We start from the raw sequence: 26,847 nt of genomic DNA, 5'->3' as shown, positions 1-26,847 counted from the left end.
TGGTGATGCGGCTCGCCTCGATACACCTGTACCCGGTCAAGTCCCTCGGCGGAGTCGACGTCGACCGGGCCGACGTGCAGCCGTGGGGCCTGCGTCACGACCGCCGCTGGGTGGTGCTGCGCCCCGACGGCGGCAAAGTGGGCTCGACCGCCCTGCCGGCGCTGCTCGGCCTGACCGCCGCGCCCGGCCCCGAGTCGATCACGCTCACCGCCCGCGACGGCTCGACGCTGGCAGTCGCCGAACCGGTCGACGGACCGGCCGTCCCGACCGACGTGTCGCGGCTGGACACGGTCCGGCTCGCCGCCGACGAGGCCCACGACTGGCTCTCCGCGCGGCTGGGCCGGCCCGTACGGCTGGCCTGGCTGGACGATCCGCGCCGCCGGCCGATGTCGACCGAACACGGCGGCCGGCCCGGTGATCCGCTGAACCTCTCCGACGCCGGACCGCTGCTGGTCGCCACGGTGCCGTCGCTGCGGCGGCTGCGGGACTGGATCGTCGAGGGCGCGCTGGAACGCGGCGAGCCCGCGCCGGAGCCGCTGGCGATGGCCCGGTTCCGGCCGACAGTGGTGCTGGACGGGCCGATCGAACCGTTCGCCGAGGACGGCTGGACGCGGGTGCGCATCGGCGCCGTGGACTTCCGGCTGTCCGAACGCTGCGACCGCTGCTCGGTGACGCTCATCGACCCGGAGACCCTCGCCAGCGGGAAGGAGCCGATCCGCACGCTGGCCCGGCACCGGCGTCACGGCGGCAAGACCTGGTTCGGTGTCCGCCTGGTCCCGCTGACCACCGGCGAGATCCGGGTCGGCGACGAATGCCACGCGATGTGACAGGCGTAGCGCCGGTGTCGGTGCGGTGGAGCAGACCGTCGCACATGCGTGGCCCGGACGAGGTGGACTGCCTCGACCTGCGCACCGGATCGCTGGTGTGGCGCGCGCCGGTGCCGCCGTACACCGGTCATCTCGTGGTGGACGAGGACACCGTGCTGGTGGGCGGGTGGCGCGGGTACACCGCACTGCGCGCGCTGGACCGGGAGACCGGGACGACGCGGTGGGCCACCACGGCGCGGGTGGCCACGGTCCGGCCCGCGGTTGCCGGTGGCGTCGTCGTGGTGGGCGCCCTCGGCGGGTCCGAGCTGCGGATACTCGACGCCGACAGCGGCGACGAGGTACGCCGGCTCGCCCTGCCCGAGCCGCTGACGGACAGCGACCACTCGCCGGCCCTCGTCACCGTCGACGACGACCACGTGCTGCTCCGGTGCGGCCCGCGCACGATCCGGCGGGTCCACCTCGAATCCGGCGACGGCGAGGAGTTCTTCCGCGCCGAGGCCGACCTCACCCCGGACGCGCCCTCCGTCACGGGCACCCTGGCCTGGGTACGCGACAACCGGGGCGGCCTTACCGCCGTCGACCTGACCACCGGCGGTGTCCGCCGGCGCGTGGGTGCGGGTGACCCGCCGGTCTCCGGCGTGGTGGCGGCGGGCCACTGTCACGTCGCGGCGCGACGGTCCGGCGTCCTCCTGCGCGTGGACGACGACGGCGTCCACGAGAGGGCCACCGCGCTACGCCGGATCGGCTCCCTGCACGCCCTCGACCCGGACACCGTGCTGCTCGCCGGCGCGGGTGGGCTGAGCGCGGTCAGGCCGACCTGACCTGCCGGGACCGCCACTCGTCGGCCAGGATCGCGTGGACGAGCTGGTCGGCCCAGCCGTCCCGGAACCGGTAGCTGCGCACGTGCCGCGCCTCCCGCCGCATGCCGAGCCGGGCCATCAGGCGCGCCGACGGCTCGTTGTCCGCGTGACAGCGGGCCACCACCCGGTGCAGCCCGAACCCGGCGAAACCCCAGTCCAGCAGCGCGCCGGCCGCCTCCGTGGCCAGCCCTCGGCCGCCGTGGTCGGGGTGGAAGACGTACCCCAGTTCGGCGGTGCGGTCCGCGGCGCTGCGCCACACCAGCTCGACCGCGCCGATCACCCGCGCGTCGCGGACCACGGCGAGCGTCAGGCAGTCGCCCTCCGCGCGCAGCGCGTCCTCGCCGGCCATCGCGGTCACCGACGCCAGGGACTCCGCCCGGGTACGCGGCGCGGCGCCGGCCATCCAGCGGACCACGTCCGGGCGGCGTTGCCAGGCGTGCACGTCGTCGAGGTCGTCGAGGGTGACCGGGCGCAGCAGCAGCCGGGGCGTGCGCAGCGGGTACGCCGGGTGGGTCATCCGGCGATGGTAGGAGGAACCTAGGGTGGGCCGCATGGTCGTTTCCGCCGACGACGGCAACCCGCTCACCCGGCTCACGCTCGACCAGCTCCGGCAGCGCACCAGCGTGAAGTGGCGGCTCTACCCGCCGGACGTGCTGCCGCTGTGGGTGGCCGAGCAGGACGTACCGCTGGCGCCGCCGGTGGCCGAGGCGCTGCGCCGGGCGGTCGAGCTGGGCGACACCGGCTACGCGTTCGGCACCGGGTACGCCGAGGCGGTCGGCGGGTTCGCCGCGCAGCGGTGGGGCTGGGCCGACTTCCCGGTCGGCCGGACCTCGCTGGTGCCGGACGTGATGATGGGTACGGTCGAGGTGCTGCGCCTGGTCACCGGCCCGGGTGACGCGGTGGTGGTCACTCCTCCGGTCTACCCGCCGTTCTACGCGTTCGTCACGAACGCCGGCCGTCAGGTCCTCGAGGCGCCGCTCGGCGCGGACCTGCGGCTCGACCCGGCCGCGCTGGAGGAGGCGTTCCGCCGCGCCCGCGCGATCGGCGACCGCCCGGCGTTCCTGCTCTGCAACCCGCACAACCCGACCGGTGTGGTGCACCGGCCCGACGAGCTGGCCGCCGTCGCCGAGCTGGCCGCCCGGCACGGCGTACGGGTGGTGGCCGACGAGATCCACTCACCGCTGGCGCTGCCCGGCGCGCGGCTCACCCCGTACCTGACGGTGCCGGGTGCGGAGAACGCGTTCGCGCTGCTGTCGGCATCGAAGGCGTGGAACCTGGCCGGGCTCAAGGCGGCGCTGGCGGTCGCCGGGCCGGACGCGGCGGACGACCTGGCCCGGATGCCGGAGGAGGTCAGTCACGGCCCCAGCCACCTCGGGGTGCTCGCGCACACGGCCGCGTTCCGAGCCGGCGGGCCGTGGCTGGACCGGCTGCTCGACGGCCTGGACGCGAACCGGGCGCTGCTCGGGTCACTGCTGGCCGAGCACCTGCCGACCGTGTCGTGGCAGCCGCCCGAGGGCACGTACCTGGCCTGGCTGGACTGCCGGCGCCTCGGCGTACCCACCGAGGCGGGCGACGGACCGGGCGTGGCGAGCGGCCTGGCCGGTCCGGCGCGGATGTTCCTCGACCGGGCCCGGGTGGCGCTCAGCTCCGGGCACGTCTTCGGCGCCGGTGGTGCCGGGTTCGTGCGGCTCAACTTCGCCACCTCCCCCGCCGTGCTCACCGAGGCGGTCACCCGGATGGGCCGGGCGGCGGCGACCGCCTGACGTGCGGCTCAACGGGCGACGACGCGTACCCCCTGGTTGTCACCCTCGGACAGGAACGACGCCACGGCGCCGCCCTCGGCGGTGACGGCCGCGCGTTCGACGCGGGTGAACGCGCGCAGCGGCGTGACCACCACGACGCCCGCGTCGACCGTCCAGGTGGCGGCGACCCGGCCGTCGACGAGCACGAACCGGGCCCCGGCCACGGAGAGGTTGCGGTGGGCGTCGTCGATGATCCGGCTGCGGTCGTGGTAGCCGAGCACGGCGTTGTCGAAGGCGGGCAGGAACCGTACCGGCGCGGGGGTGTCCGGGTCGGGCCGGGACGCGTCCGGCAGGTCGAGCAGCGTGCGGCCCCGCGCGTCCCGGAAGGCCACCAGCTCGTCGCGGACCGCGGCCACCGCGGCGGGCAGCCCGGCGAGGCCGCACCAGGCGCGCAGGTCCGCCGACGCGGCCGGCCCGAACGCGGCCAGGTAGCGCCGCACCAGCGCCCGCCCGGCCGGGTCGTCGCCGTCCGGGCCGGGCGGTTCGGCGTCGCGGCCCAGCCACCGGGCCAGAGCGACGGTACGGACGCCGGCGGTGGTCCGCCACAGTCCGCGCGGCGGCGCCTGCACGGCCGGCACCAGCGCGAGCACGATCTCGCCGAGCGCCCGCCGGTCGGTCGCCGGCCAGCGCGGGGAGAGCGCCGCCACGATCTCGGCGGTGGTGCGGGGCTCGCCGTCGGCCAGGACCTTCCGGGCCGCCGCGGCGAGTTCGTCGAGGTCGACCCCGTCGAACTCGCCGCGGTAGACGCCCAGCACCCGCTGCCGCAGCATCGCGTCGTGCCGGGACCGCCAGGCCAGCACGTCGTCCGCGGCGAGCAGGTGCACGGTGCGGCGCATCAGGTGGGTACGCACCAGGCGGCGGCGCACCAGCAGGTCCGCCAGGACCGCCGGGTCGAAGGCCCGCAGCCGGGACCAGAGCCCGACGTACGGCTCCTGCGGCTCCTGGGCCTGCAACCCGCACAGGTGCGCCACCGCGTCGGTCACCGGCAGGTCGGCGCGGTCGAGCAGCAGTTGCCGGGCGAGCGTCGCCCGGTTGAGCGCACGCCGGTCGAGCACTGTCACGGCTTCGTTCTCCGGCCGGCTCAGGTGGTGGTCTGGCCGTCGATGCTCTCGCGCAGGATGTCCGCGTGCCCGGCGTGCTGGGTGGTCTCGGCGATGACGTGGATCAGCACCCGCCGGACGCTGCGGACCGAACCGGGCTCGTTCCACGGCGCGTCCGGGACCGGCCAGGTGGCCGACAGGTCCTCGACGCCGGCCACGATCTCCTCGGTACGGGCGGCGACGCGGGCGTACCGGTCGAGGATGGCCGGCAGCGTGTCCTCGGGCAGCATCTGGAAGTCCCGTCCCCGCTCGATCGCCCACTGCGGCAGCTCGCGGGCCTGCCCGGACATGAAGTCCTCCCAGGTGACGCCCTCGGGCATGGCGAAGGACATCGCCGAGGGGCCCTCGACCACGAACCGCAGCCACGCCTCCTCGGTGGACGCGACGTGCTTGATCAGGCCGCCCAGGCAGAGCGCGCTGACGGTCGGCTTCTGCCCGGCCTGCTCGTCGGTCAGGCCACGGACCGTGTTGATCAGCATGTTCCGGGCCTCGGCGAGCTCGGCCAGCAGGTCGGTCCGCTCGGCGTCCAGGGTGGCAGGGGTCGTGGTGGTGCCGGTCATCGTCATCGGTTCCTTCCGGTCCTGATCGGGTACGGGTCCACCCTCGCAGGCATAGCGGTCAGGAAGTGTCCTCTTCTCGCGGCAGAATGCGTGTCGTGCCGAAGACCTCCGCCCGACTGCTCGCCCTGCTGTCCCTGTTGCAGGCGCGACGCGACTGGCCCGGATCGCTGCTCGCCGAACGGCTGCGGGTCAGCCCGCGTACGGTGCGCCGCGACGTCGACCGGCTGCGGGAGCTGGGCTATCCGATCGAGAGCGCCAAGGGGCCGGACGGCGGCTACCGGCTGGGCGCCGGCTCGGCGCTGCCGCCGCTGCTCTTCGACGACGAGCAGGCGGTCGCCCTCACCGTGGCGTTGCAGACCGCCGCCGGTGGGGTGACCGGCATCGAGGAGGCGGCCGCGCGGGCGCTGACCACGGTGCGGCAGGTGATGCCGGCGCGGCTGCGGCACCGGGTGGACGCGCTGCGGGTGGTCGACGTGCAACGCGCCGGCACGCCGGCACAGCACCGGGTGGAACCGGCGCTGCTGATGACGTTGAGCGCCGCCGTGCACGCCCGCGAGGAGCTGCGCTTCGACTACGAGCCGGTGTCCGCCGCGCCACCGGATCCGGACCGGCCGCCGCGCCGGGTGCAGCCGCATCACCTGGTCACCTGGGGCGGCCGCTGGTACCTCGTCGCCTGGGACCTCGACCGCGACGACTGGCGCACGTTCCGGGTCGACCGGATCAGCCCGCGTACGCCCACCGGCCCCCGGTTCACGCCCCGCGAGTTGCCCGGCGGGGACGTGGCCGCGTACGTCGCCGGCCGGTTCAAGGGCGCCACCGGGCCGGGTGACTGGCCCTGCCGCGGGGAGGTGATCCTCGACCTGCCCGCCCGGGTGGTGTCCGGGTGGACCCGCGACGGGATCGTCGAGGCGCTGGGCCCGGACCGCTGCCGGCTGGTGCTGGGCGCCTGGTCGTGGCCCGGGCTGGCCGCCGTGCTCGGCCGCTACGACGCCGACATCGAGGTGGTCGGGCCGCCGGAGCTGCGCGAGGCGTTCGCCCGCCTGGCCCGCCGTTACGCCGCCGCGGCAGAGGGCCGGCACACGCCTCGGTAGCCCCGGGCCGGGGCGTCAGTCGGTGGGCAGGAGCGGGCGCATGAACGTGCGCTCGTACCGCAGGACGCAGCCCGACTCCTCGCGGATCCGGTCGGCGGCGACGAACTCCGGGTCCACTCCGAACCGGGCCCGGTACTGCTCGTACGCCGCCAGGCTGGAGAAGCTGAACAGCGCCTCGGCCCGGTCGCTGGCGCCCTCGGCGGGCAGGAAGTAGCCGTGGTGCACGCCGCCGTGCCGTGCCACCAGCCGCATCCAGGTGCGGGCGAAGCGCTCGAACGCCTCGATCTGTGCGGGGTCGATCGTGTAGTGCACGACGCAGGTGATCACGCGGCCACGATAGCGGCGGCCGGTCAGGCGGCGGAGCGGCGGTCGCCGGGGTCGGTCGTGTCGGCCAGGCCCGCGTACCGCCCCCGGTGGTAGAGCAGCGGCGAGCCGACGTCGGCGTGCCGGAGCAGTTCCGGTTCGGCAAGCACCACGGCGTGGTCCCCGACGACCACCCGGTCCACCACCCGGCACAGCAGCCAGGCCAGCGTGTCGTCGAGGACCGGTACCCCTTCCGGGCCGGGCCGCCAGCGGGTCGGCCCGGCGAACCGGTCGATCCCGCTGGTGGCGAACGTCCGGGCCAGCTCGTGCTGGCCGTGCCCGAGCAGGTGCACCCCGACGTGCCGGGCCCGGGACACCACCGGCCAGCTCGACGACCCCCGGTCCAGGCAGAACGAGACGATCGGCGGTCGCAGCGACACCGCGGTGAACGAGGTGGCGGTGAACCCGGCCGCGGGCGGACCGGCGGCGGTGACCACTGTGACGGTGCTGGCCTGGTGCCGCAGCAGCGTCCGCAGCGCGTCGGCGTCGGCGTCGACCGGGGTGTCGGCGGGCTCGGGCACGGCGTTCCTCCAAGGTGTACGGGACGGGACCGGTCAGACCGTGAAACCGTGGAACAGCACCGACGCCAGCCCGAGGGCCAGCACCAGGTTGAACACGGTGGCGGCGGCGAACACGGTCACCGGCCGCCAGCCGGCCTCGCGCAGCGACGACACGCGGACCTCCAGGCCGATGCTGACGAAGGCCAGGATGAGGAACCAGACCCGCAGGTCGGTGACGATCGCCATCGTGGTCTTGCCGTCCGCGCCCGCGGCGTCGAGGTACCAGGTGGCGATCACCGAGGCGGCGACGAACCCGAGGACGAACTTCGGGAACCGGCGCCACAGCTCGCCGAGCCCGGGGCGCGGGGCGTCCGGGCGGCGCTCCACCCGCAGCGCGAAGTACGCGGTGAGCGCCACCGCGACCACGCCCATCAGCGCGTTCTGGGTGACCTTGACGATGCTGGCGATCTGGAGCGCATCCTCACCGGCGAGCGCGCCGGCAGCGGTCACGGCGGCGGTGGTGTCGATGTTGCCGCCGATCCAGGCGCCGGCGACCGCGTCGGAGAGGCCGAGCACGTCGGCCAGCCACGGCAGCAGGAAGATCGACGGCAGCGCGAACGCGATGACCAGGCTGGCCGTGTACGCGAGCTGTTCCCGGCGTGCCCGTACCGCGCCGGCGGCGGCGATCGCGGCGCTCACCCCGCAGATCGACACCGCCGAGGCGAGCAGCGCCCGCAGCTTCTCGTCCAGACCGAACCGCCCGGCCAGCCACCAGGTGAACAGGAACACGCCGCTGATCAGCAGCAGCGCCTGGGCGATGGCGGGACCGGCGGCGCTCGCGATGACTGCCAGGTTGATCGAGGCGCCCAGCAGCACCAGGCCGGTCTTGATGAAGAACTCGGTACGGAACGCGGCGGAGATCCGGTCCCGCAGACCCGTCACGGTGACGACCAGGTTGCCGAGCAGGCCGAGCAGGATCGCGTAGACCGGGTACTCGATCGCGGCGGCCACGTCCTCGATCGCGCTGCCCTCGGCCCAGACCGGCACGTTCTGTTCGAGGTACCGGGTGAGCGCGGCGAGACCGAGCACCACCAGCAGGCCCAGGGCGGTCCACGCCCAGAACGCGCCGGAGCGCAGGTCGGCCCGGGGCGGAGCGACAGCGGGCGTACCGGCGGGTCGGTCCACTGAGGTCGCGGTGGCCGGGGTGTCCGCGGTGGAGGCTGCGGACGACCCGGCGGCGGTGCTCCGGGTGGCGGGCTCCGGGGCGCCGGCCATCACGGCACCAGCCCGGCGGGGATGGCGCCGGCCAGCACCAGGAGCAGCAGCGCGAGGCCGAGGACGGTGGCGGCCCAGTCCTCGCTGAAGGCGAGCCGGGACGTGCCGGCGGTGGGCGGTTCGGGTGGCGTGGGCGCGTTGCTCATGCGGGGCTCCTACGGGTACGCGCGGGCGACGGAGGGCAGCCGGAGGCGAGGGGTGACAGGGATCATCGACCCCAGTGAGAGTTTCCTACTTAACTAGTAGGATTACAAGGTCTTCCCGCGCTCCGGCTCACCCGCGGCGCGGGCGGCCACCACCACCGAGATGCCGTCGAGCACCCGCTGCAGACCGAACTCGAAGGCGTGGTCCGGCCCGTACGCCGCGCCGTGCGCCATGCCCGCGGCGGTGCCGACCCGCGCGGCGAGCGGGAAGCTGCCGGCGGCCATGAACTTCTCCAGCCAGGGCCCGTGCGTCCGCCACCACTGGTCGTCGGTCATCCCGGTCTCACGTTCCAGCTCGACCACGTCCAGCGCGACCCGGGCCGCGTTCTTGGCGTGCCCCAGCACGAGCGTGAGCACCGCGTCCATCTCCACGTCGTCGAGCCCGATGTCCGCCACGGCGTGCAGCTCGTAGTCGTACTTGGCGAGCACGTTCGGGCCGAGCACCGGCCGGGTCGTCTCGGCGCGCAGCAGCCACGGGTGGGCCCGGTAGAGGGCGAGGTTGTCCCGCGCGATGCGTTCCAGCCGGCCCCGCCAGCCACCCGGCACGTCGGCCGGGCGCGGCAGGTCACCGAGGACGGCGTCCACCATGACGTCGAGCAGTTCCGCCTTACCCGGCACGTACGTGTAGACGGACATGGTGCCCACGCCGAGTGCCTCGCTGACCCGGCGCATGGTGAGCGCGTCGATACCTTCGGCGTCGGCGATCTCGATCGCGGTCCGCACGATCCGGTCGACGCTGAGACCGGGACCTGCGCCGCGGCTGGCCGGTTCCCGGGTGCGCCAGAGAAGGGCCAGGCTGCGGGCGGGATCGGCCTTGCGCCGGCGCTCCTTCGACATGGTGCCGTCATCCTACCGGCCGGGCCGGTCACCAGCCGTCGGCGGGACGCCGGAAAAGGGGAGCCCGAGAATTGTTCGGGCAAAAAGAATGGCGGGTTCTCCCGCCACTACCAACATATAGCGCAACCCCGGTCTTGCCGCAAGACCGGGGTGACGGCGCACAATTGCCGGCCGTAACCCATTGCCGTGCCATTCGAAAAGCCGCGAAGAGCGGAGGCTCGGCCGTGCCCGCGATCGGAGACGAGTTGAACCTGCCTGCCACGAGCGTTTTCGATCTACCCGAGCGACTGTCGGCGAAGGCCGACCCCGAGCTGATCGCCGCCGACGAGCGGCACTTCGCCGCCATCGCGGACAGCCTGCGCCGCTCGATCGCCGACCTGACCGACCGGCTCGACGCCACGCGCCGGGCCGCGGGCGGCCGGGGCCGGCAGGCGGTCGACCGGGACCAGGAGGTCCGGCGGTTGAGCGCGCGCCTGCGCACGCTGCGCCGCTACGGCCTGGACCTGTGCCTGGGCCGGATGGTCGGCGCGGACGGCGGCGAACCGGTGTACGTGGGCCGCCTCGGCCTGACCGACGGCGCGGGCGGCCGGCTGCTGCTGGACTGGCGCTCCCCCGCCGCCGAGCCGTTCTTCGGCGCGACCCACGCCGACCCGATGGGCCTGGTCAGCCGCCGCCGGTACCGGTGGACCGCGGGCCGGATCACCGACTACTGGGACGAGGTGTTCACCGCCGACGGGCTGGCCGGGCACGCCGCGCTGGACGACCAGTCGGCGTTCATCGCCAGCCTGGGCGCGACCCGGTCGGCGCGGATGCGCGACGTGCTCGGCACCATCCAGGCCGATCAGGACGCGATCATCCGGGCCGGGTCGCGGGGTGCGCTGGTGGTCGACGGCGGCCCCGGCACCGGCAAGACCGTGGTGGCGCTGCACCGCACCGCGTACCTGCTGCACGCCGACCCGCGGCTGGGCGAGCGCCGGGGCGGGGTGCTGGTGGTCGGGCCGCACCAGCCGTACCTGAACTACGTCTCCGACGTGCTGCCCAGCCTGGGCGAGGAGGACGTGCAGATCTGCACGCTCGCCGACCTGGTGCCGGAGGGCGCGGCGGCGGCGCCGGAGACCGACCCGGAGGTGGCGCGGCTGAAGGCGTCCGGGGACGTGGTGCGCGTTGTCGACGCCGCGGTCCGGTTCTACGAGGAGCCGCCCGCGACCGCAATGACTGTCGGGGTCGGGGACGCCGAGGTGCGGCTGACCGCCGGCGACTGGGCGACGGCGTTCGAGGTGGCCGGGCCGGGCGTCCCGCACAACGAGGCCCGCGACGAGGTGTGGGAGGAACTGCTCACGATCCTGGTGGAGAAGTACCGCGGCGACGAGCCGGAGGAGGCGGTCCGCCGCGCGCTGGGGCGCGACCGGGAACTGGTCACCGCGTTCGGCCGGGCGTGGCCGCTGCTCGACCCGCTCGACGTGGTGGCCGACCTGTGGTCGGTGCCGGCCTACCTGCGCCGGTGCGCGCCCTGGCTGAGCGTCGAGGAGATCCGTACGCTGAGGCGGGCCGACCCTCGAGCCTGGACGGCGGCGGACCTGCCGTGGCTGGACGCGGCCCGGCGGCGGGTCGGTGACCCGGAGGCGTCGCTGCGGCGGCGCCGCGACGAGGGGGTTCTGGCGGCGCAGCGCGCCGAGATGGACACGGTGGTCGACGCGCTGATCGCGTCGCACGCCTACGACGACGGCGAGGGTCTGATGACCATGCTGTACGGCGAGGACATGCGCACCAGCCTGGTCGACTCCAGCGTGTTGAGCGTGGCCGATCCGGACCTGCTGGCCGGGCCGTTCGCGCACGTCGTGGTGGACGAGGCGCAGGAGCTGACCGACGCGCAGTGGCAGATGCTGCTGGCGCGCTGCCCGTCGCGCAGCTTCACGGTGGTCGGTGACCGGGCGCAGGCACGGCACGGGTTCACCGAGTCGTGGCCGCAGCGGCTGGCGCGGGCCGGGTTCGACCGCGTCGAGGTGGCGACGCTGTCCGTCAACTACCGCACTCCGGCGCAGGTGATGGCGGCGGCCGAGCCGGTGATCCGGGCCGTGCTGCCCGACGCCAACGTGCCCACGTCGATCCGCGACGGCGCTCCGGTGCGGTACGGCTCCCGCGCGGAGCTGCGCGCGGTGGTGGACGGCTGGCTCACCGCCCACCGCGAGGGCGTCGTGTGCGTCATCGGTGATCCGGCGTTCCCGGCCTCGGAGCGGGTCCGGTCGCTGAGCCCGGTGCTGGCCAAGGGGCTGGAGTTCGATCTGGTGGTGCTTGTCGACCCGGAGGCGTTCGGCGACGGGGTCGCCGGGGCGGTGGACCGGTACGTCGCGATGACCCGGGCCACCGGCGAACTGGTCGTGCTGACCGGGCCGTGACCGGGCCCCGGGGGCGGCGCACAGACCGCCCCCGGGGTCCGGCTCAGCGGCTGAGCGCCCGGTAGCGGCGCAGCGACAGCGGCAGGAACACCGCCACCAGCACCAGCGGCCAGAGCACCGCCAGCAGCGGGTGATGCGCGGCCACCCACGAGTCGCCGCCCCAGCCGGGGTTGCCGAACAGCTCGCGAGTGGCCCCGACGGTCGCGGACAGCGGATTCCACTCGGCGACCGCGCCCAGCCACGCGGGCATGGTGGACGGCGCCACGAACGCGCTGGACAGGAAGCCCAGCGGGAACTCCAGCGTCTGCACGGCCGTCACCGCGCTCTGCCCCTTCACGGTCAGGCCGAGGAAGACGCCCACCCAGACCAGCGCGAACCGCAGCAGCAGGATCAGCCCGAGCGCGGCGAGCGTGTCGCCGAGGTCGCCGCGTGCCCGCCACCCGATCGCCAGGCCGACGAGCAGCATGACGGCGAGCGTCACCACCGCGAACATCAGGTCGGCCACAGCGCGGCCGAGCAGCGGGGCCAGCCGGGACACCGGCATCGACCGCAGCCGGTCGGTGACGCCACGCTCCAGGTCCGCCGAGACCGCCAGGGTGGTCATGCTGATGCCGAAGACCATCGTCATGGCGAACATGCCGGGCATCAGGAACTCGCGGTAGCTGCCGCCGCCCGGTACCTGGAGCGCGCCGCCGAACAGGTACGCGAACATCAGCACCATCAGGATGTCGAAGCCCAGCGAGCCGATCAGCGGTCCGGGCTCACGCCGCCAGTGCGCCAGCGCACGACCGGTCAGCGTCAGGCCGTCACCGGCCAGCGACGCGCGCCGGGCCGGGGTCACCGTCGCGGTCACGCGGTCACCTCCACGCCGGTCCGGTCGGCGGACGGCCCGCCGGTGAGCTGGAGGAACACCTCGTCCAGTGTGGGTCGCCGCAGCGCCACGTCGGCCACGTCCACGCCGTCGGCGTCCAGCGCACGCAGCACCTCGGTCAGCGCGCCGGCCCGGTCGCCGACCTGGGCGCTGACCGCCCGCCGGTCCGGATCGAGCGCCGGTTCGGTACGGGCCACGGCGCGCAGCCGCGCGGCGGCGGTGGCCAGGTCGGCGGCGTCACGAACGACCAGGTCGATCCGGTCGCCGCCGAGGCGGGACTTGAGCGCATCGGGGGTGCCCTCGGCGATCACCCGCCCGGCGTCGAGCACGCAGACGCGGTCGGCGAGCTGGTCGGCCTCGTCCAGGTACTGCGTGGTCAGCAACACCGTGGTGCCGGCGCGCACCAGATCGCGTACCGCCTCCCACACCTCGTTGCGCCCGCGCGGGTCCAGCGCCGTGGTCGGCTCGTCGAGGAACAGCACCGACGGCGCGAGGATCATCCCGGCGGCCAGGTCGAGGCGGCGGCGCATGCCACCGGAGTACGTGCGTACCGGCCGCCCGCCCGCGTCGGCGAGCCCGAACCGGTCGAGCAGCTCGGTGGCCCGCCGTCGTGCAGCGGCCCGGTCCAGGTGGAACAGGCGACCGAAGATGACCAGGTTCTCCCGGCCGCTCAGTGCCTCGTCCACCGCCGGGTGCTGGCCGACCAGGCCGATGCGGTGGCGCACCCGGTCGGCCTGCCCGGCCACGTCGAAGCCGGCCACCTCGGCCCGCCCGGCGTCGAAGCGCAGCAGCGTGGCCAGGATGCGGACGGCTGTGGTCTTGCCGGCGCCGTTCGGGCCGAGCAGCCCGCACACGGTGCCCGGTCGCACCCGCAGGTCGAAGCCGTCCAGCGCGGCCGTGTCCCCGTACCGCTTGCGCAGGCCCTCCGCGAGGATCGCATGTTCCACGTCTGTTCCCCCTCCGTCGACGAGGGCACTAACGTACAACGTACGGTATGGCGTCCGCCAATGATTCAGCCGATCATCCGGTGCTCCCACGCCCAGACCGCGATCTCGGTACGGTTCCGCAGGCCGAGCTTCGTCTGCACCGTCGAGACGTGGCTCTTCACGGTGCTCAGCGAGATGAACAACTCCGCGCCGATCTCCAGGTTGGTCCGGCCCCGGGCGATCTCGCGTACCACCTCGATCTCCCGCTCGGACAACGCCGGGCGGCGCTCGTCGCGGGGCGGCGCGGGCGGGGTCAGGTGCCGCAGCAGCCGGACCGTCACCGACGGGGACACGAGCGCGTCACCCTGGCACGCCGCCCGCACCGCCTCCACCAGAAGCGCCGGTCCGGCGTCCTTGAGCAGGAACCCGGCCGCTCCCCCGCGCAGCGCGCCGTAGACGTACTCGTCCAGGTCGAACGTGGTGACCACGACGACGCGCAGCGGGTCGGCCACCTCGGGCCCGGCGAGCGCCCGGGTCACCTGGAGCCCGTCGAGCCGCGGCATCCGGATGTCCACCAGGCAGACATCGGGTCGCAGGCGGCGGGCCTGGGCGACCGCGTCGACACCGTCGGACGCCTCGGCGACCACTGTGATGTCCGGCTGGTCCTCCAGGATCAGCCGCAGCCCGCCGCGAACCATCGCCTGGTCGTCGGCGAGCAGCACCCGGATCGTCATCACCGCCTCCCGTACGGCACGGAGGCCCGGACCGACCATCCGGCGCCGGGGCAGGGACCAGCGGTCAGCGTGCCGCCGAGGGCCTCGACCCGCTCGCGCAGGCCGATCAGGCCGTATCCGCCCCGGGACTCGGCGGGCGTGGCGGACGCGTCGTCGGTCACCTCGACCACCACCGCGTCCGGCTCCTGCGCCACGTCGACTGTGACCTGGCCGGTGTGCGGCGCGTGGCGGGCCACGTTCGTCAGCGCCTCCCGGACGATCCGGTGCACGGTGCTGGTGACCTCCGGCGGCCAGGCCGTCTCCGCCGGCAGCCGCAGCCGCACCGGCGGGCCCTGCCGGCGGAACCGCTCGACCAGTTCCTCGATCTGCTCGGTACCGGCCGAGGCCGGCGGCGCGTCCGCGGTGTCGCGCAGCAGCCCGACCAGGCGGCGCATGGCCCGCATCGCCTCGCCGCCTGCTGCCTCGATGCCGGCCAGCGACTCAGTGGCGCGCGCCGGATCCCGGCGCCCGACCAGGTGGGCGGCCTGTGCCTGCACCACGATGCCGGTGACGTGGTGGGCCACCACGTCGTGCAGTTCCCGGGCCAGTTCCAGCCGCTCGTCGCGGCGTACCCGCTCGGCGGTGACCTTCGCCCGCTCGTCGAGCAGCCGCAGCGTGAGCCCGGCGGCGACCCCGCCGAGCCAGCACAGCCCGTTGAGCGCGACCACCCCCGACCCGCCCGCCCCCGGCCGGGCGGCCGGCCACGCCCCGGCCGCCACCACGAGACCACCGGCGCCGATCAGTCCGGCGGGCGGCGGCGGCAGCGCGCGTACCGCCGATCCGACCAGGACGGCCGACGCGAGCGCCAGCGCCGGCCCCGGCTCGGTGGGCAGGTCGAACAGCCGGGCGACGGCGACGGCCGACCCGGCGACGACGAGTCCGGCGGTGGCGGTGACGACGCGCTGCCTGTCGCGTACCAGAGCCAGCACGCCGACCACGACGGCGGCCGTGCCGCCGGGAAGCCAGTACGGCAGCCCCCAGCTCGCGGCGATCGCCACCGCCTGGACGCCGATCGCGGCGAGCAGCACCACGGCGAGCCCCGCCGTCGCCGCCACGCGGGTGATCCGTTCACCAGCCATGCCCAGCACGTTAGGAGATCGCGGGCCGTCGCGAACCGGCCGAAAGTAGGGGCCGCCCGAGTGCCGGACCCTGCTCCGGACCGATGCCCGCCGGTCCGGGCGTGCCCAGGATGAGCCGCATGCATCCACCACTCGCCCTGCACGCCGAGCGGCTGACCAAACGGTACGGCCGCCGCACCGCGCTTGCCGACTGCGACCTGAGCGTTCCGCGCGGGCACGTGGTCGGCCTGGTCGGCCCCAACGGCGCCGGCAAGTCCACGCTGCTGCAACTGGCCTGCGGCCTGATCGCGCCGACGTCGGGCACGTTGACGGTGCTCGGCTCACCGCCGGCCGCCGACGCCGCGCACCTGGCCCGGGTCGGTTTCGTCGCCCAGGACACACCGGTCTACGCCTCCCTGACCGTCGCCGAGCACCTGCGGATGGGCGCCTGGCTCAACCCGTCCTGGGACGCGGCGCTGGCCCGGCGGCGCGTCGACGAGGTCGGCCTCGATCCGGCGCAGAAGGCGGGCCGGCTCTCCGGCGGCCAGCGCGCGCAACTGGCCCTCGCGTTGGCCGCCGCGAAACGTCCCGAGCTGCTGATCCTCGACGAGCCGGCCGCCGCGCTGGACCCCCTCGCGCGCCGCGAGTTCATGCACGGGCTGGCCGGTTTCGTGCGGGAACTCGGCGCGGGCGCGGTGCTCTCCTCGCACCTGCTCGGCGACGTGGCGCAGGTCTGCGATCACCTGGTCGTACTCTGTGCCGCCCGGGTGCAGGTGGCCGGTCCGGTCCCGGACCTGCTCGCCACACACCACCGGAGCACCGCCGCGCCCGCCGGGGCCGAGGTGGTCTGGGCCGAGCCCGGCCGCGTCGTGGTCCGGGGCCCGGCGGTACGCGACGACGCGCCGGTCACGCTGGAGGAACTGGTCCTGGCGTACCTGTCCCGGGCCGCCGCCCGCCCGGCGGTGACCAGATGATCCGGATGACGCTGCGGCAGTTCCGCCTCCCGGCGCTCGTCGGCGCCGTCCTGCTGGTGCTGGCCGGCGCCTACCTGCTGCGCCTCGGCGCGGACATCCGGGCCGTGCCCGATCCGGCCCGGCTGCCCGGCCGGTACGCGCAGACGATGCTGTTCCTCGCCGGCGGGTTCGCGCTGGTGCCCGCGCTGATCGGCGCGTTCTGGGGCGCGCCGCTGGTGGCCCGGGAGCTGGAGCAGGGCACGCACCGGCTGGTGTGGAACCAGAGCGTGCCGCGCCGCCGCTGGCTGGCGGTCAAGCTGGCGGTGCTGTCGGCCGCCGCCGCGCTCGTCGCCGGTGTGCTCGGCGCGCTGCTGACCTGGGCGGCCGCGCCCGTCGACCGGGTCGCCGGCGACCGATTCAGCACCGTGCTGTTCGGCGCGCGCGGGATCGCGCCGGTCGGGTACGCCGTGTTCGGCCTCGTCCTCGGCGTGGTCGCCGGGCTGCTGCTGCGCCGCACCCTGCCGGCGATGGCAGTGGTGTTCCTGGCCGTGGTCGTGGTGCAGCTCGCCGTGCCGAACCTGCTGCGCCCGCACTACCTGCCGCCGGAGCGGGTCACCGTGCCGATGACCGCCGACACCGTCAACCGGGCCCGCAACCTGGGCAGCATCACCGGCGCGCCGGTCGTCGGCGGGCTGGACGTGCCGGGTGCGTGGGTCACCGGCATCAGCCCGCTGCGGACCGCCGACGGGCGGCAGCTCTCCGACGAGGCGTTCGGCACCTGTTTCCGTGACCCGCCGCGTACCGGAGCCACCGGCACGTTCGGCGACACCGCGGTCTGCCTCGGCAAGCTCGGCCTGCACGTGGACCTGGCGTACCAGCCGAACCGCCGGTTCTGGGCGTTCCAGTGGATCGAGCTGGCACTCCACCTCGGCGCGGCGGGTCTGCTGGCGGCGCTCGGCCTGTGGCACGTCCGGAGACGGGCCGGCTGAGCGGACGGGGGCGGACGGTCCGGGCGCCACGCGCGCCCGGACCGCCGTACCTAGCGCTTGAACAACGCGCGCAGCGCCTCGGCGATCTCGCCCGGCGCCTCCTCGGCCATGAAGTGCCCGGCCGTGGTGGTGCGATGCTCCAGGTCCGGGGCCCAGGCCCGCCACACCGCCGCCGCGTCGTAGCCGAGCGCGGCGCCCCAGTCCTGCTGGATGACTGTGGTAGGCATGGTCAGCTGCCGCCCGGCGTCCCGGTCCGCCCGGTCGTGCGTCACGTCGATCCCGGCCGACGCCCGGTAGTCGGCGACGATGGAGTCGACCGCCTCCCGGGAGGCGCGCAGGTACTCGGCGCGCACCTGCGCCGGCATGGCCGCCGGGTCACCGGCCCAGGCGTCGAGGAAGTGCCCGAAGAACGCGTCGGCGCTGCCCGCGATCATCTGCTCCGGCAGGCCGGGCGGCTGGGCCATCAGGTAGAGGTGGAACGCCACCGAGGCGTTCACGCCGTGCAGCACGTCCCACATGTCGAGGGTGGGCAGCACATCGAGCGACGCCAGGTGGGTGACCGCGTCCGGGTGGTCCAGACCGGCCCGGACCGCGACCAGGGCACCCCGGTCGTGCCCGGCCAGCGCGAACCGCTCGTGCCCGAGCGCGCGGACCAGCGCCACCACGTCGGCGGCCATCGTCCGCTTGCTGTACGTGTCCTCGGTGTGCGCGGCCGGCCTGTCGCTGGCGCCGTAGCCGCGCAGGTCGGGGCAGATCACCGTGTGCTCGCCGGCCAGGTCGGCGGCGACGTGCCGCCACATCAGGTGGGTCTGCGGGAAGCCGTGCAGCAGCACGACCGGGCTGCCGGAGCCGCCCACCGCCACGTTCAGCGTCACGCCCTCGGCGACCGGAACGCGCTGGTAGTCGAATCCCGCGATGGTGGTGCTCATCATGATCCCTCTTTCGTCTCGTCGTACCTGACCAGCGTGGCGGCGCCGGATGAGCAACCGATGAGCGCGATACGGTGACCCTGGTCGAGGAGGGTCGGTGCCTGTCGGTTTCGGTGTGCTGGGTCCGGTGACGGCCTGGGACGACGCGGGTGTGCCGGTCGACCTGAAGGGGCCCCGGCACCGGGCCGTGCTGGCGCGGCTGGTCGCCGCCCGGGGCCGGACCGTGCCGGTCGGGCAGATCGTCGACGACCTGTGGGACGACCCACCGGCCGGCGCGGTGGGCGCGGTCCGCACGTTCGTCGCGGCGCTGCGCCGCCGCCTGGAACCGCACCGTCCGCCGCGCGAGCCGGCCCGGCTGCTGGTCACCGACGGACCGGGGTACGCGCTGCGCGCCGACCCGGGCACCGTCGACGCCTGGCGGTTCGAGGACACCGTCACCGCGACTGCCGAGGCGCTGCCCCGGGCCGCGCTCGACCGGCTCGACGAGGCGCTGGGCTGGTGGCGCGGACCCGCGTACGCCGACTTCGACCAGCCGTGGGTGCACGCCGAACGGTCCCGGCTCGACCAGATCCGGCTGACCGCCGTGGAGCGGCGGGCCGAGGCGCTGCTGACGCTGGACCGGGCCGCCGACGCCGTACCCGACCTCGACGCGCACGTCGCCGCGTACCCGTGGCGGGAGGACGGGTGGGCGCTGCTGGCGTCGGCGCTCTACCGGGCCGGACGGCAGGCCGACGCGCTCGCCGTGCTGCGCCGGGCCCGGGAGCTGCTGCGCGACCAGCTCGGCCTGGACCCGGGACCGCGGCTGCGGCGGCTGGAGACCGACCTGCTGCGCCAGGCCGAACCCGAGCCGACCGGTCCGGCGCGGGTCTGGGCGGAGACCGCAGCGGCGTACGAGCGCAGTGTGGTCCCCGGCGCCCGGGCTCGGCTGGAGTCGACTGTCGGGCTGCTGCGCAGCCTCGCGGTGACCGGGCCGGGTGGACTGGAGGCCGCCCGGGACCAGCGTGAGGCGGCCATCACCGCGGCCGAGCAACTGGGCGACCCGGAGTTCACCGCGCGGGTGATCGGCGGGTACGACGTACCGGCGATCTGGACCCGCTCGGACGACCCGGCGCAGGCGGCCCGGGTCGTCGCGGCGGCGCAGCGGGCCCTGGCCGGGCTGGGCCCCGATGCGCCGGAGGCGACGCACGCCCGGCTGCTGGCCACCGTCGCGATCGAGTCCCGCGGTACGGCGTCGCCGCGACCCGCCGAGGCGGCGCGGGACGCGGAGGCGATCGCCCGGCGGGTGGCCGATCCGGCGCTGCTGGCCCAAGCGCTCAACGGCGTGTACATGCAGACGTTCCACCGGACCGGGCTGGCCGCCGAGCGGGACGCGATCGGGGTGGAACTGGTAGCGCTCGCCGCCCGGCACGGCCTGGCCACAGCCGAGATCCTCGGGCACCTGATCCGGGTGCAGGCGCGGAGCGCTCTCGCCGACTTCACAGCCGCCGACGCGCACGCCGACGCGGCGGACCGGCTCGCCGCCCGGCACGAGAGCCCGCTCGTCGGCGTGTTCACCGGCGGCTACCGCGCGATGCGGACCGCCGCCACCGGCGCCGCGTACCCGGAGGCGGAGGCGGCGTACCGGTCGTGGGCGACCGCGCTGGCCGGCTGCGGCATGCCGGGCGTGGAACGCGGGCTGCCGCCGCTGGCGCTGCTCTGCCTGCGGGCGTGGCACGACCGGCCGGCTGTCTTCCCCGCCGACACCGACTGGGGCCCGTACGCGCCCTGGGCCCGCCCGCTGCTCCTGCTCGCCGACGGGCGGCGCGACGAGGCCGCAAGGGCGTTGCGTCGCGCCCCGGCGCCGCCGCGTGACCTGCTCATGGAGGCGCTGTGGTGCCTGACCGGCCGGGCCGCCGTGGCGCTCGAGGACCGGGACGCGATGCTGCGGGCCCGGGCCGCGCTCGCCCCGGCGGCGGGCGAGCTGGCCGGGGCGGGCAGTGGCCTGCTCACCGTCGGGCCGGTGGCCCTGCATCTGGACCGGCTCGACGCCGCACTCGCGGTGACCGGCGGCCGCTACCGTTCATGAGGGCGGCTCGGATGGCCCGCGCCCTCGGCTAGGGTGCGGCGATGGACGAGCTGAGGCACCTGTTCCGGCGCGCCGCCGACCACGCGGCCGACTACCGGCTGTCCCTGCCGGACCGGCCGGTCGGCGTACCCGTGGACCAGGCCGCGCTGAAAGAGGCGTTCGCCGGCCCGCTGCCTGATGCGCCCACCCCGCCCGAGCAGGTCCTCGCGGAGCTGGTGGCCGCCGCCGAACCGGGACTCGTCGCCACCGCCGGGCCGCGCTACTTCGGCTTCGTCATCGGCGGCGCCTCGCCCGCCGCCACCGCTGCGGACATGCTGGCCGCCGGGTGGGACCAGAACGCGTTCAACGCGGTCACCTCGCCCGCCGCGGTGGCCGCCGAGTCGGCCGCCGGTACCTGGCTCAAGGAACTGCTCGGCATCCCGGCGACCGCGTCGGCCGGGTTCGTCACCGGCGGGCAGGCCGCGAACACCGCCGGGCTCGCCGCCGCCCGCCACCAGGTCCTCGCCGACGCCGGCTGGGACGTGGAACGACGCGGCCTGTCCGGCGCACCGGCGGTGCGCGTGTTCGCCGGCGTCGAACGGCACGCCACCGTCGACAGGTCGCTGCGGCTGCTCGGCCTCGGCACCGACGCGCTGCGCCCGGTGCCCACCGGCCCGCAGGGCGCCATCGACCCGCACGCGCTGGCGGCGGCGCTGCGCGACGCCGGTCCCGGACCGACGATCGTCTGCCTGCAGGCGGGCAACGTGAACACCGGCGCGTGCGACGACCTGCGCCGCGCCTGCGACCTGGTCCACCGGTACGGCGGCTGGACGCACGTGGACGGCGCGTTCGGGCTGTGGGCGGCGGCCAGCCCGTCGACCCGGCACCTGGTGGACGGGCTGGAGGCGGCCGACTCGTGGGCCTGCGACGGCCACAAGTGGCTGAACCTGCCGTACGACACGGGGTTCGCGTTCTGCGCCCGGCCCGACGCGCATGCGGCGGCCATGTCGCTCGCGGCCGCGTACCTCGTGGGTTCCGGTGGTGTGCCCGTAGGCGCGGAGCTGACCGCGGAGTCCTCGCGCCGCGCCCGTGGTTTCGCGGTCTGGGCGGGCCTGCGGGAGCTGGGCCGCGACGGCGTCGCCGCGCTGGTCGAGCGGTGTTGCGCGCTGGCCCGGCGGTTCGCCGACGGGCTGACCGCGGCCGGGTTCGAGGTGGTGAACGACGTGGTGCTCAACCAGGTGCTGGTCGGGTTCGGCGACGACGCGCGCAACGACCGGGTGGTGGCGGCGGTGCAGGCCGACGGGACGTGCTGGGCCGGTGGGACGACGTGGCGGGGGCGGCGGCTGATGCGGATCTCGGTGTCGAACGCGACCACCACTGAGGCCGACGTGGACCGTTCCGTGGCGGCGATCGCCCGGCTGGCCCGCTGAGCGGCGTCAGCCGGGCAGACGCAGCAGGTGCCGCCCGGGGAACGGGCCGCCGTGCTCCCGCTCCCAGGTGGCGAGGTGGCGCTTCTTCTCCTCCGGCGAGGGGGCGAGGAAGTCGAAGTAGGCGAGGATCACGGTGCGGGCCTCGTCGACCGTGTACGACGCTCCCGACGGCACCGGCCCGAGGCTGTCCACGTTGACGCCGGTCGGCGTGCAGCGCACCACTGCGGAGTTGCCCTCGTACTCCTCGTAGTCCGAGCGCCCGGACATCACGTCGTCGATGCACTGCAGCAGCTCGAGACAGTCCGGGGCGTACGTCTGGATGTCGCTGACGAGCTGGGAGGCGAACGGGCGGAATCGCGCGTCACCGCTGGTCATTGTGGGCGCGCCGTTCTGATTGCGCCCGAACTGGATGTCACCCACAGCTAGCGTCCCCCCACCGGCCAAGCCGAGTACCACGTCGTGCCACCGGGATTGTAGAAGCCCTCGACGAGCAGCCCGTTGGCCCTCCCCTGCCATTTGTTGGGGTCGTCCGGGTGCGGGCCGCCGGACCGGAACGCGCCCTCGATCGTCTCGTCGACCCGCTGCGGCGTCCAGTTGTCCGGGAAGAAGGTGCTCGAACCGCGTTTCTGGCGCCAGACACCGCCGTCGTCCTGCACGTCGACGCGGGCGCGGTACGTGCCGTCGGCGTGCCGTTCGAGGATCATCTCGCGGCCGTCCGCGTCGACGCGGACCCGGGCGCCCGGCGGGTTCTCCCCCATGAACCGGTGGTGGAAGCCGGTGCCCCGGGGCGGAGTGGCGTTTGTGTTCACGTGGCCGCGGAAGATGTGCGCGTAGCGGCGGTGCCGCATCCGGGCCCGGAGCCATTTCTCGACCGGCGTGAAGAGACCGGCCTTTCCCCGCTTACCCACCGAGCACCGCTTCGGTGGCCATGTTGAGCAACTGGTCGATGAGGACACCGGTGATGAGCTTGAAGATCGGGATCTCCAGCAGGGAGGCGCCGAAGGTGACCACCGCCGTGGCGACCGCCTGCGCGATCTGAATCGCCAGGAGCGTCAGCTGCACGATCACGTTGATCTTCAACGCCAGGACGATCCCGGCGCACACCATGAGCCCGGTGCCGATGAGCGCCGCCGCGGACGCGCCGTCGTCCAGGTTGGTCTTCGCCGAGTCGGCGGCCTGCCAGCTCGTCTGGAAGCGTTCGATGGCGTCGTCGCGGTTCTGGGTCCACATCTGCTGCGCCGACCGGTCGGCGTCGGCCACCGGCGTCCGGAGCCGGTCCGGGAAGGCGAGCCACGCCTGGCCCATCTCCAGCAGCTTCGTCTCGTCGGCCTCGGGCCAGGTGTAGCCGAGCATGCCGAGCAGGGACACCAGTTCTCCGGGCAGGGTCATTCCCATGTCAGCCGAGCACCTCACGGAAGCGGCCGAGACTCTCGGTGATCATGCGTTCGGTCTCCTGGTAGTTGAGGCCCATCACCCGGCTCAGCTTGCCGATGTCCTCGATCTCGACGAGGTTCGCGTCGTAGCTCTCCAGCGCCAGGTCGCGGATCGTCTCGTATACCATCCCGATGAGCGAGCCGAGGTCGTCGTTGCCCCACGGGGTGCCGAAGGCCGCCAGCTCGGCGTCGAACGCGGACAGTGCGGCACGCATACGCTGCGCCGAGGCGACGATGTCGTCACCCGCCCCGATGATCGACTCGGGATCGATCTCGATCTCGCGGGCCATCAGCGCTCCCCTCCGTCGGTCATCGTCCCGGGTCCCGGATGGTCTGCATCACGCCGGTCAGCGCGCCGGTGAGCGCGGACATCTGGCGGACACTGGCCTCCTGCAGCTCGCGCAGCCGCGCGTCGAGCGCGGCCGAGCCGAGCCCCTGCGGTGCCGCCGCCGGGGGGATCTGCTCCAGCGCGCGGTTGACCGCGACCACCATCGACTCGCCGAGCTCCGCCGAGGACAGCCGGCGGGGCGGGCGGGTGACCTCCAGCCGGGTCAGCCGGGCCGAGCCGTCGACCTCCGCGCGCACGGTCCCGGCGTCATCGGATCCGCTCCACCGCTCGTCCCCGCCGTCCTCGGACGGCGTGCCGCCTGTTGCGGCACCCAGCACGTCCATGACCTGGTGCAGGAGATCCGCCGGGCCGTTCGCCGGGACGTCCCCGCCGAGCCCGGTCGCCGGACCGGCCGTGGCGACGGCGTCGGCGATCGCGCCGTGGAGCCGGCGCATCGCCGCCTCGCTCTCGGCGAGGACGGCACCGAGGCTTCCGGTCAGCGCGGACAGGTCGGCCACCGGTTCACTGCTCGCCAGGCTGCCCCGGGACGCGGTCAGCGCGTCGTTCACCGCCTGCTCGACCAGGCGGCCCAGCTCGTCCTCGGACAACCGCATCAACGGCGCGGCCAACTCGACGGAGCGCAGCCTCCCGTCCTCCGCCGTCACCTCGACCTGGCCGTCGGCGGCCCGGCCGTGCGCCTCGGCGGTCACCCCGCCGGCGGTGTGGCCGTCGGTGGTCACGCCGCCAGCGGGGTGCGCGCCGGCGCGCAGGGCCGCCAGCTCCTCGCGGTAGCCGGAGACGCGCAGCGCGTAGTCGTCGGCCGCGGCGTCCTGTGTCATCCCGTTGCCTCCCCGTCACGGTCAACCAGACCCTAGCAACGCCCGGCACGCGGAGATGTCCCTCCACAGGGGAGCGCTCATCGCCGTGCCGTCACGGGGCCCACACGAAGCGCTACCGGTTGCTACCGTATCGGGCACCGTTGTCCTCTGGGGAGGGTCGTCATGTGGGCGGACGAGGCCGCGCTGGACGCGGCGGCACGACGGCTCGACGAGTGGGAGTCGTCGCTGGCCGCCCGGGCGGCGCGCGCCCGGGACCTGTCCGCCCGCGCGCAGGCGCTGACCGGCACCGCCCGCAGCGCCGACGGGCTGGTCGAGGTCATCGTCGACGCGTCCGGGCTGCTCACCGGCCTGCGGCTCGACGAACGCGTCCGGCAGCACTCCGCCGCACACACCGCCCGGCAGATCCTGGCGGTCACCCGGGACGCCCGCGCCGACCTGCTGCGACAGCTCACCGAGGCCACCACCGAGACGCTCGGCGCGGACGACCCGGCCGCACGCGCGATCGTCGAGTCCCACCAGCGGCGGCTCGGCCCCGACCCGGACGCGCCGGATGCCGCCCGGTGACGGCCTCCAGGTCGACCCGGACGACCTGACCGCGCACGCCGCCCACCTCGGCCGCTGCGCCGACAGCATCGACACCGCGCGGCAGGCCGGCCAGCACGTCCGGCTGAGCGCCGACGCGTACGGGCAGCTCTGCGCGATCATGCCGGCCCTGCTCGACGGTCTCCAGCGGACGCTCACCGACGGCATCGGCACCGCCGCCACCTCGGTCCGGGACACCGCCGGGAAGCTGCGGTCGAGCGCCGAGCGCTACCGCGCCTCCGACGCGCACGCCGCGGACCTGCTCGACCGGGTACGGCAGCGTCGGTGACCACGAACCCGCTGGTCGCCGCCACCTCAGACACCGGCCCGAGTCCCTGGGCGGGCGTGTGGGTCTGCGAGGACATCGAACTCATCGCTCAGGGCGTCCGCACCGGCAGCTGGATCGACGGCAGCCTCGGCGTGGTCAGCGCCGGCCTCGACGCGCTCGCCCTCGTGTCCGACCCGGCCGGGGCCCTCCTCCAGTACGGTATCGCCTGGCTCATCGAGCACGTCAAGCCGCTCAGCGAGGCCCTCGACTGGCTGGCCGGCGACCCCGCCGAGATCACCGCGCACGCGCAGACCTGGCGCAACGTCGCCGCGTCGCTGCGCGAGGACGCCGCCGAGCTGGCCCACGCCGTCCACACCGAGGTCCCCGGGTGGACGGGCGCCGCCGCCACCGGCTACCGCCGCTGGGCGGCCGAGCAGCAGCAGGCCGTCACCGGGCTGGCGCAGGGCGCCGAGGCGATGGCAGCGATCACCGAGGGCGCCGCCGGCCTTGTCGCGGCCGTGCGGCTGCTGGTCCGCGACGCGATCGCCGCGTGCGTGTCCCGCCTGATCGTGTACGCGGCCGAACTGGTCGCCACGGCCGGGCTGGCGACGCCGCTGGTGGTGGAGCAGGTGACGACGACCGTGGCGTCGTGGGCGGCGCGGATCGGGCGGTTGCTGCGGGGATTGCTGGCGAGTCTGCGGCGGCTGATACCGGAGATGCGCCGCCTCGGCGACCTGATCGAAAGGCTGAAGGAGGCGCTGCGCCGGCTGACGCACCGTTCACCGGAGCCGACGCCCGGCCCGTCGAAGCCCGGCGGGGATACGGCCCCTCCCCAGATCCCAAAGATGGATGAGGAACAGCGGGTTCGCGATCTGGGCATGGATCCGGCGACCGGCAGATTCCGGCCGGCCGAGGCCGAGACGGCCGTCAGGATCGAGCAGCAACTGGGGGTACGGCTGCGACGGGCACCGTCGGACTCCTCTGCGGACTGGGTGGACGAGGCGGGACGCACCTATGATGCGGTGGGCAACTTTCCCGGTCAGTATTTCGACCGGCAGTGGCCACAACTTCAGTACCAGATCGAAAGGCACCTGGAGAAGGCCGATCTCGTTCCGGTCGACGTCTCCAGATTCTCGGCGCAGCAGGCAGCCATGGTCGAACAGTTCATAGCCGATCGCGGGCTCGGCCCGCGCGTCTTCATCGTGGGGAAGTGATGGCCGGTCTCATCGTCCTCCGGCCCGGGATCGACTGGACAGCGACCGGGGGTCTGTTCGACTGGACACTGGAGTTTCTCGTGTCCCGGCTGTCGGACAGACGCGCCGCCGAGCATCTCCAGGAGATCATCGACAACAACCTCGGCTCGTTCTGGCTGGAGGACCTGTCACCGGAGGCCCAACGCGAAGTCGTCAGCCACTGGCGTGCCGCTCTGGTCGGGGAGGGCGAACGGGACCTGCCGGAGACGGACCAGAAAGCCGACGTGGTGGCACATCTCCGAGAACTCGTCGCCGCGACCTACCGGCTGCCGGTGGAGTGAAGATGGTTGGCACCGTCGTGTACATGTACCACCGGCCCACGCTCGCGTACGAGGTGGAGGTTCGGAGAGTAGCGAC

Annotated in this window: 31 protein-coding genes; 13 read left to right on the top strand and 18 right to left on the bottom strand. The window is 74.6% G+C overall.

The features are described from left to right. The first annotated feature begins 5 nt into the window (after window positions 1-5). Together O7546_RS13970 and O7546_RS13965 are read left to right on the top strand one after the other, a co-directional pair. Window positions 6-827 carry an MOSC N-terminal beta barrel domain-containing protein gene (locus O7546_RS13970; RefSeq protein WP_281601053.1) on the top strand — a complete coding sequence of 274 codons (822 nt, stop codon included), beginning with the start codon at window positions 6-8 and terminating at the stop codon, window positions 825-827. A gap of 44 nt (window positions 828-871) precedes the next feature. Further along, window positions 872-1,648, top strand: coding sequence for a PQQ-binding-like beta-propeller repeat protein (locus O7546_RS13965; protein ID WP_281601052.1), 777 nt, complete (start codon window positions 872-874; stop codon window positions 1,646-1,648). Here the strand turns inward: O7546_RS13965 and O7546_RS13960 are convergent. Then, complete coding sequence (locus O7546_RS13960; RefSeq protein ID WP_281601051.1) at window positions 1,635-2,204, bottom strand: GNAT family N-acetyltransferase; 570 nt, start codon at window positions 2,202-2,204, stop codon at window positions 1,635-1,637. The two genes, O7546_RS13965 and O7546_RS13960, sit on opposite strands and share 14 nt — an antisense overlap. A gap of 34 nt (window positions 2,205-2,238) precedes the next feature. Here O7546_RS13960 and O7546_RS13955 point away from each other — a divergent pair, with 34 nt between their 5' ends. Beyond that, window positions 2,239-3,450 carry an aminotransferase class I/II-fold pyridoxal phosphate-dependent enzyme gene (locus O7546_RS13955; RefSeq protein ID WP_281601050.1) on the top strand — a complete coding sequence of 404 codons (1,212 nt, stop codon included), beginning with the start codon at window positions 2,239-2,241 and terminating at the stop codon, window positions 3,448-3,450. Between the two features lie 8 nt (window positions 3,451-3,458). Here the strand turns inward: O7546_RS13955 and O7546_RS13950 are convergent, their stop codons facing one another. Continuing rightward, window positions 3,459-4,550 carry a winged helix DNA-binding domain-containing protein gene (locus O7546_RS13950; RefSeq protein WP_281601049.1) on the bottom strand — a complete coding sequence of 364 codons (1,092 nt, stop codon included), beginning with the start codon at window positions 4,548-4,550 and terminating at the stop codon, window positions 3,459-3,461. A gap of 20 nt (window positions 4,551-4,570) precedes the next feature. Beyond that, complete coding sequence (locus tag O7546_RS13945) at window positions 4,571-5,149, bottom strand: DinB family protein (protein ID WP_269696939.1); 579 nt, start codon at window positions 5,147-5,149, stop codon at window positions 4,571-4,573. A gap of 95 nt (window positions 5,150-5,244) precedes the next feature. On the opposite strand from O7546_RS13945, the gene O7546_RS13940 reads away from it, so the two are divergent. Beyond that, window positions 5,245-6,240: a WYL domain-containing protein gene (locus O7546_RS13940; protein ID WP_332367420.1), complete on the top strand. Its 996-nt coding sequence runs from the start codon at window positions 5,245-5,247 to the stop codon at window positions 6,238-6,240. A 15-nt stretch (window positions 6,241-6,255) separates the two neighbouring features. On the opposite strand, the gene O7546_RS13935 is transcribed toward O7546_RS13940, so the two are convergent. The 5 genes from O7546_RS13935 to O7546_RS13915 all read right to left on the bottom strand — a co-directional run bounded on the left by O7546_RS13935 (window position 6,256) and on the right by O7546_RS13915 (window position 9,418). After that, window positions 6,256-6,567: an NIPSNAP family protein gene (locus O7546_RS13935; RefSeq protein WP_269696937.1), complete on the bottom strand. Its 312-nt coding sequence runs from the start codon at window positions 6,565-6,567 to the stop codon at window positions 6,256-6,258. A gap of 23 nt (window positions 6,568-6,590) precedes the next feature. Continuing rightward, window positions 6,591-7,124 carry a flavin reductase family protein gene (locus O7546_RS13930; protein WP_281601048.1) on the bottom strand — a complete coding sequence of 178 codons (534 nt, stop codon included), beginning with the start codon at window positions 7,122-7,124 and terminating at the stop codon, window positions 6,591-6,593. Between the two features lie 33 nt (window positions 7,125-7,157). Next, on the bottom strand, window positions 7,158-8,378 hold the full coding sequence (locus tag O7546_RS13925) for a putative sulfate exporter family transporter (RefSeq protein ID WP_281601047.1): 1,221 nt from the start codon (window positions 8,376-8,378) through the stop codon (window positions 7,158-7,160). Continuing rightward, window positions 8,378-8,524 carry a hypothetical protein gene (locus O7546_RS13920; protein ID WP_162959099.1) on the bottom strand — a complete coding sequence of 49 codons (147 nt, stop codon included), beginning with the start codon at window positions 8,522-8,524 and terminating at the stop codon, window positions 8,378-8,380. The genes O7546_RS13925 and O7546_RS13920 overlap by 1 nt, the downstream gene beginning before the upstream one ends. A gap of 102 nt (window positions 8,525-8,626) precedes the next feature. Then, a complete protein-coding gene (locus tag O7546_RS13915; RefSeq protein WP_194802473.1) occupies window positions 8,627-9,418 on the bottom strand; it encodes a TetR/AcrR family transcriptional regulator in 792 nt (263 codons plus the stop codon). 224 nt (window positions 9,419-9,642) lie between these two features. Here O7546_RS13915 and helR point away from each other — a divergent pair, with 224 nt between their 5' ends. Then, window positions 9,643-11,814, top strand: coding sequence for an RNA polymerase recycling motor ATPase HelR (helR, locus tag O7546_RS13910; protein ID WP_269696934.1), 2,172 nt, complete (start codon window positions 9,643-9,645; stop codon window positions 11,812-11,814). Window positions 11,815-11,857: 43 nt separating this feature from the next. On the opposite strand, the gene O7546_RS13905 is transcribed toward helR, so the two are convergent. The 4 genes from O7546_RS13905 to O7546_RS13890 all read right to left on the bottom strand — a co-directional run bounded on the left by O7546_RS13905 (window position 11,858) and on the right by O7546_RS13890 (window position 15,463). Further along, on the bottom strand, window positions 11,858-12,667 hold the full coding sequence (locus O7546_RS13905; protein WP_269696933.1) for an ABC transporter permease: 810 nt from the start codon (window positions 12,665-12,667) through the stop codon (window positions 11,858-11,860). Beyond that, entirely contained in the window at window positions 12,664-13,632 is a 969-nt protein-coding gene (locus O7546_RS13900) for an ATP-binding cassette domain-containing protein (RefSeq protein WP_194802470.1), read from the bottom strand. Before O7546_RS13900 ends, O7546_RS13905 begins: the two co-directional genes overlap by 4 nt. Before the next feature lie 65 nt (window positions 13,633-13,697). Next, window positions 13,698-14,345: a response regulator transcription factor gene (locus O7546_RS13895; protein WP_281601046.1), complete on the bottom strand. Its 648-nt coding sequence runs from the start codon at window positions 14,343-14,345 to the stop codon at window positions 13,698-13,700. Continuing rightward, window positions 14,345-15,463 (bottom strand): histidine kinase, encoded by a 1,119-nt coding sequence (locus O7546_RS13890; protein WP_281601045.1) that lies wholly within the window; start codon window positions 15,461-15,463, stop codon window positions 14,345-14,347. Before O7546_RS13890 ends, O7546_RS13895 begins: the two co-directional genes overlap by 1 nt. A 119-nt stretch (window positions 15,464-15,582) precedes the next feature. On the opposite strand from O7546_RS13890, the gene O7546_RS13885 reads away from it, so the two are divergent. Further along, entirely contained in the window at window positions 15,583-16,416 is an 834-nt protein-coding gene (locus O7546_RS13885) for an ABC transporter ATP-binding protein (RefSeq protein WP_281601044.1), read from the top strand. Beyond that, window positions 16,413-17,384: an ABC transporter permease subunit gene (locus tag O7546_RS13880; protein WP_269696929.1), complete on the top strand. Its 972-nt coding sequence runs from the start codon at window positions 16,413-16,415 to the stop codon at window positions 17,382-17,384. The genes O7546_RS13885 and O7546_RS13880 overlap by 4 nt, the downstream gene beginning before the upstream one ends. A 50-nt stretch (window positions 17,385-17,434) precedes the next feature. Here the strand turns inward: O7546_RS13880 and O7546_RS13875 are convergent, their stop codons facing one another. Then, window positions 17,435-18,316, bottom strand: a complete 882-nt coding sequence (locus O7546_RS13875; RefSeq protein ID WP_281601043.1) for an alpha/beta hydrolase — start codon at window positions 18,314-18,316, stop codon at window positions 17,435-17,437. A 94-nt stretch (window positions 18,317-18,410) separates the two neighbouring features. Between O7546_RS13875 and O7546_RS13870 the strand changes: the two genes are divergently transcribed. Together O7546_RS13870 and O7546_RS13865 are read left to right on the top strand one after the other, a co-directional pair. After that, entirely contained in the window at window positions 18,411-20,378 is a 1,968-nt protein-coding gene (locus O7546_RS13870; protein ID WP_281601042.1) for a BTAD domain-containing putative transcriptional regulator, read from the top strand. 41 nt (window positions 20,379-20,419) lie between these two features. Beyond that, window positions 20,420-21,787, top strand: a complete 1,368-nt coding sequence (locus O7546_RS13865) for a pyridoxal-dependent decarboxylase (protein WP_281601041.1) — start codon at window positions 20,420-20,422, stop codon at window positions 21,785-21,787. Window positions 21,788-21,793: 6 nt separating this feature from the next. Here the strand turns inward: O7546_RS13865 and O7546_RS13860 are convergent, their stop codons facing one another. From O7546_RS13860 to O7546_RS13840, 5 genes are read right to left on the bottom strand one after another with little or no spacing between them, the layout of a single operon-like run. Then, window positions 21,794-22,207, bottom strand: a complete 414-nt coding sequence (locus O7546_RS13860) for a hypothetical protein (protein ID WP_194802463.1) — start codon at window positions 22,205-22,207, stop codon at window positions 21,794-21,796. Window positions 22,208-22,209: 2 nt separating this feature from the next. Further along, window positions 22,210-22,695, bottom strand: coding sequence for an EndoU domain-containing protein (locus O7546_RS13855; protein ID WP_194802462.1), 486 nt, complete (start codon window positions 22,693-22,695; stop codon window positions 22,210-22,212). Further along, the gene (locus O7546_RS13850; protein WP_194802461.1) at window positions 22,688-23,182 is read right to left on the bottom strand and encodes a hypothetical protein; all 495 of its coding nucleotides are present in this window, start codon (window positions 23,180-23,182) and stop codon (window positions 22,688-22,690) included. Before O7546_RS13850 ends, O7546_RS13855 begins: the two co-directional genes overlap by 8 nt. Window position 23,183: 1 nt before the next feature. Beyond that, window positions 23,184-23,510 carry a hypothetical protein gene (locus O7546_RS13845; RefSeq protein WP_091427010.1) on the bottom strand — a complete coding sequence of 109 codons (327 nt, stop codon included), beginning with the start codon at window positions 23,508-23,510 and terminating at the stop codon, window positions 23,184-23,186. 19 nt (window positions 23,511-23,529) lie between these two features. Beyond that, a complete protein-coding gene (locus O7546_RS13840; RefSeq protein ID WP_194802460.1) occupies window positions 23,530-24,387 on the bottom strand; it encodes a hypothetical protein in 858 nt (285 codons plus the stop codon). A 162-nt stretch (window positions 24,388-24,549) separates the two neighbouring features. On the opposite strand from O7546_RS13840, the gene O7546_RS13835 reads away from it, so the two are divergent. Genes O7546_RS13835 through O7546_RS13820 form a run of 4 tightly spaced genes read left to right on the top strand, consistent with a single transcriptional unit; the run spans window position 24,550 to window position 26,771 of the window. Further along, a complete protein-coding gene (locus O7546_RS13835; protein ID WP_269696924.1) occupies window positions 24,550-24,951 on the top strand; it encodes a YbaB/EbfC family nucleoid-associated protein in 402 nt (133 codons plus the stop codon). Further along, a complete protein-coding gene (locus tag O7546_RS13830) occupies window positions 24,938-25,258 on the top strand; it encodes a type VII secretion target (RefSeq protein ID WP_194802458.1) in 321 nt (106 codons plus the stop codon). Before O7546_RS13835 ends, O7546_RS13830 begins: the two co-directional genes overlap by 14 nt. Further along, window positions 25,255-26,451 carry a WXG100 family type VII secretion target gene (locus O7546_RS13825; RefSeq protein ID WP_281601040.1) on the top strand — a complete coding sequence of 399 codons (1,197 nt, stop codon included), beginning with the start codon at window positions 25,255-25,257 and terminating at the stop codon, window positions 26,449-26,451. Before O7546_RS13830 ends, O7546_RS13825 begins: the two co-directional genes overlap by 4 nt. Beyond that, complete coding sequence (locus O7546_RS13820) at window positions 26,451-26,771, top strand: hypothetical protein (RefSeq protein WP_281601039.1); 321 nt, start codon at window positions 26,451-26,453, stop codon at window positions 26,769-26,771. Before O7546_RS13825 ends, O7546_RS13820 begins: the two co-directional genes overlap by 1 nt. Window positions 26,772-26,847: the final 76 nt, after the last annotated feature.

Source organism: Micromonospora sp. WMMA1976 (assembly GCF_027497335.1).
GTDB lineage: Bacteria > Actinomycetota > Actinomycetes > Mycobacteriales > Micromonosporaceae > Micromonospora > Micromonospora aurantiaca.
The sequence above is the reverse complement of the archived record's forward strand: the minus strand, read 5'-3'. Positions and strand labels throughout refer to the sequence as shown.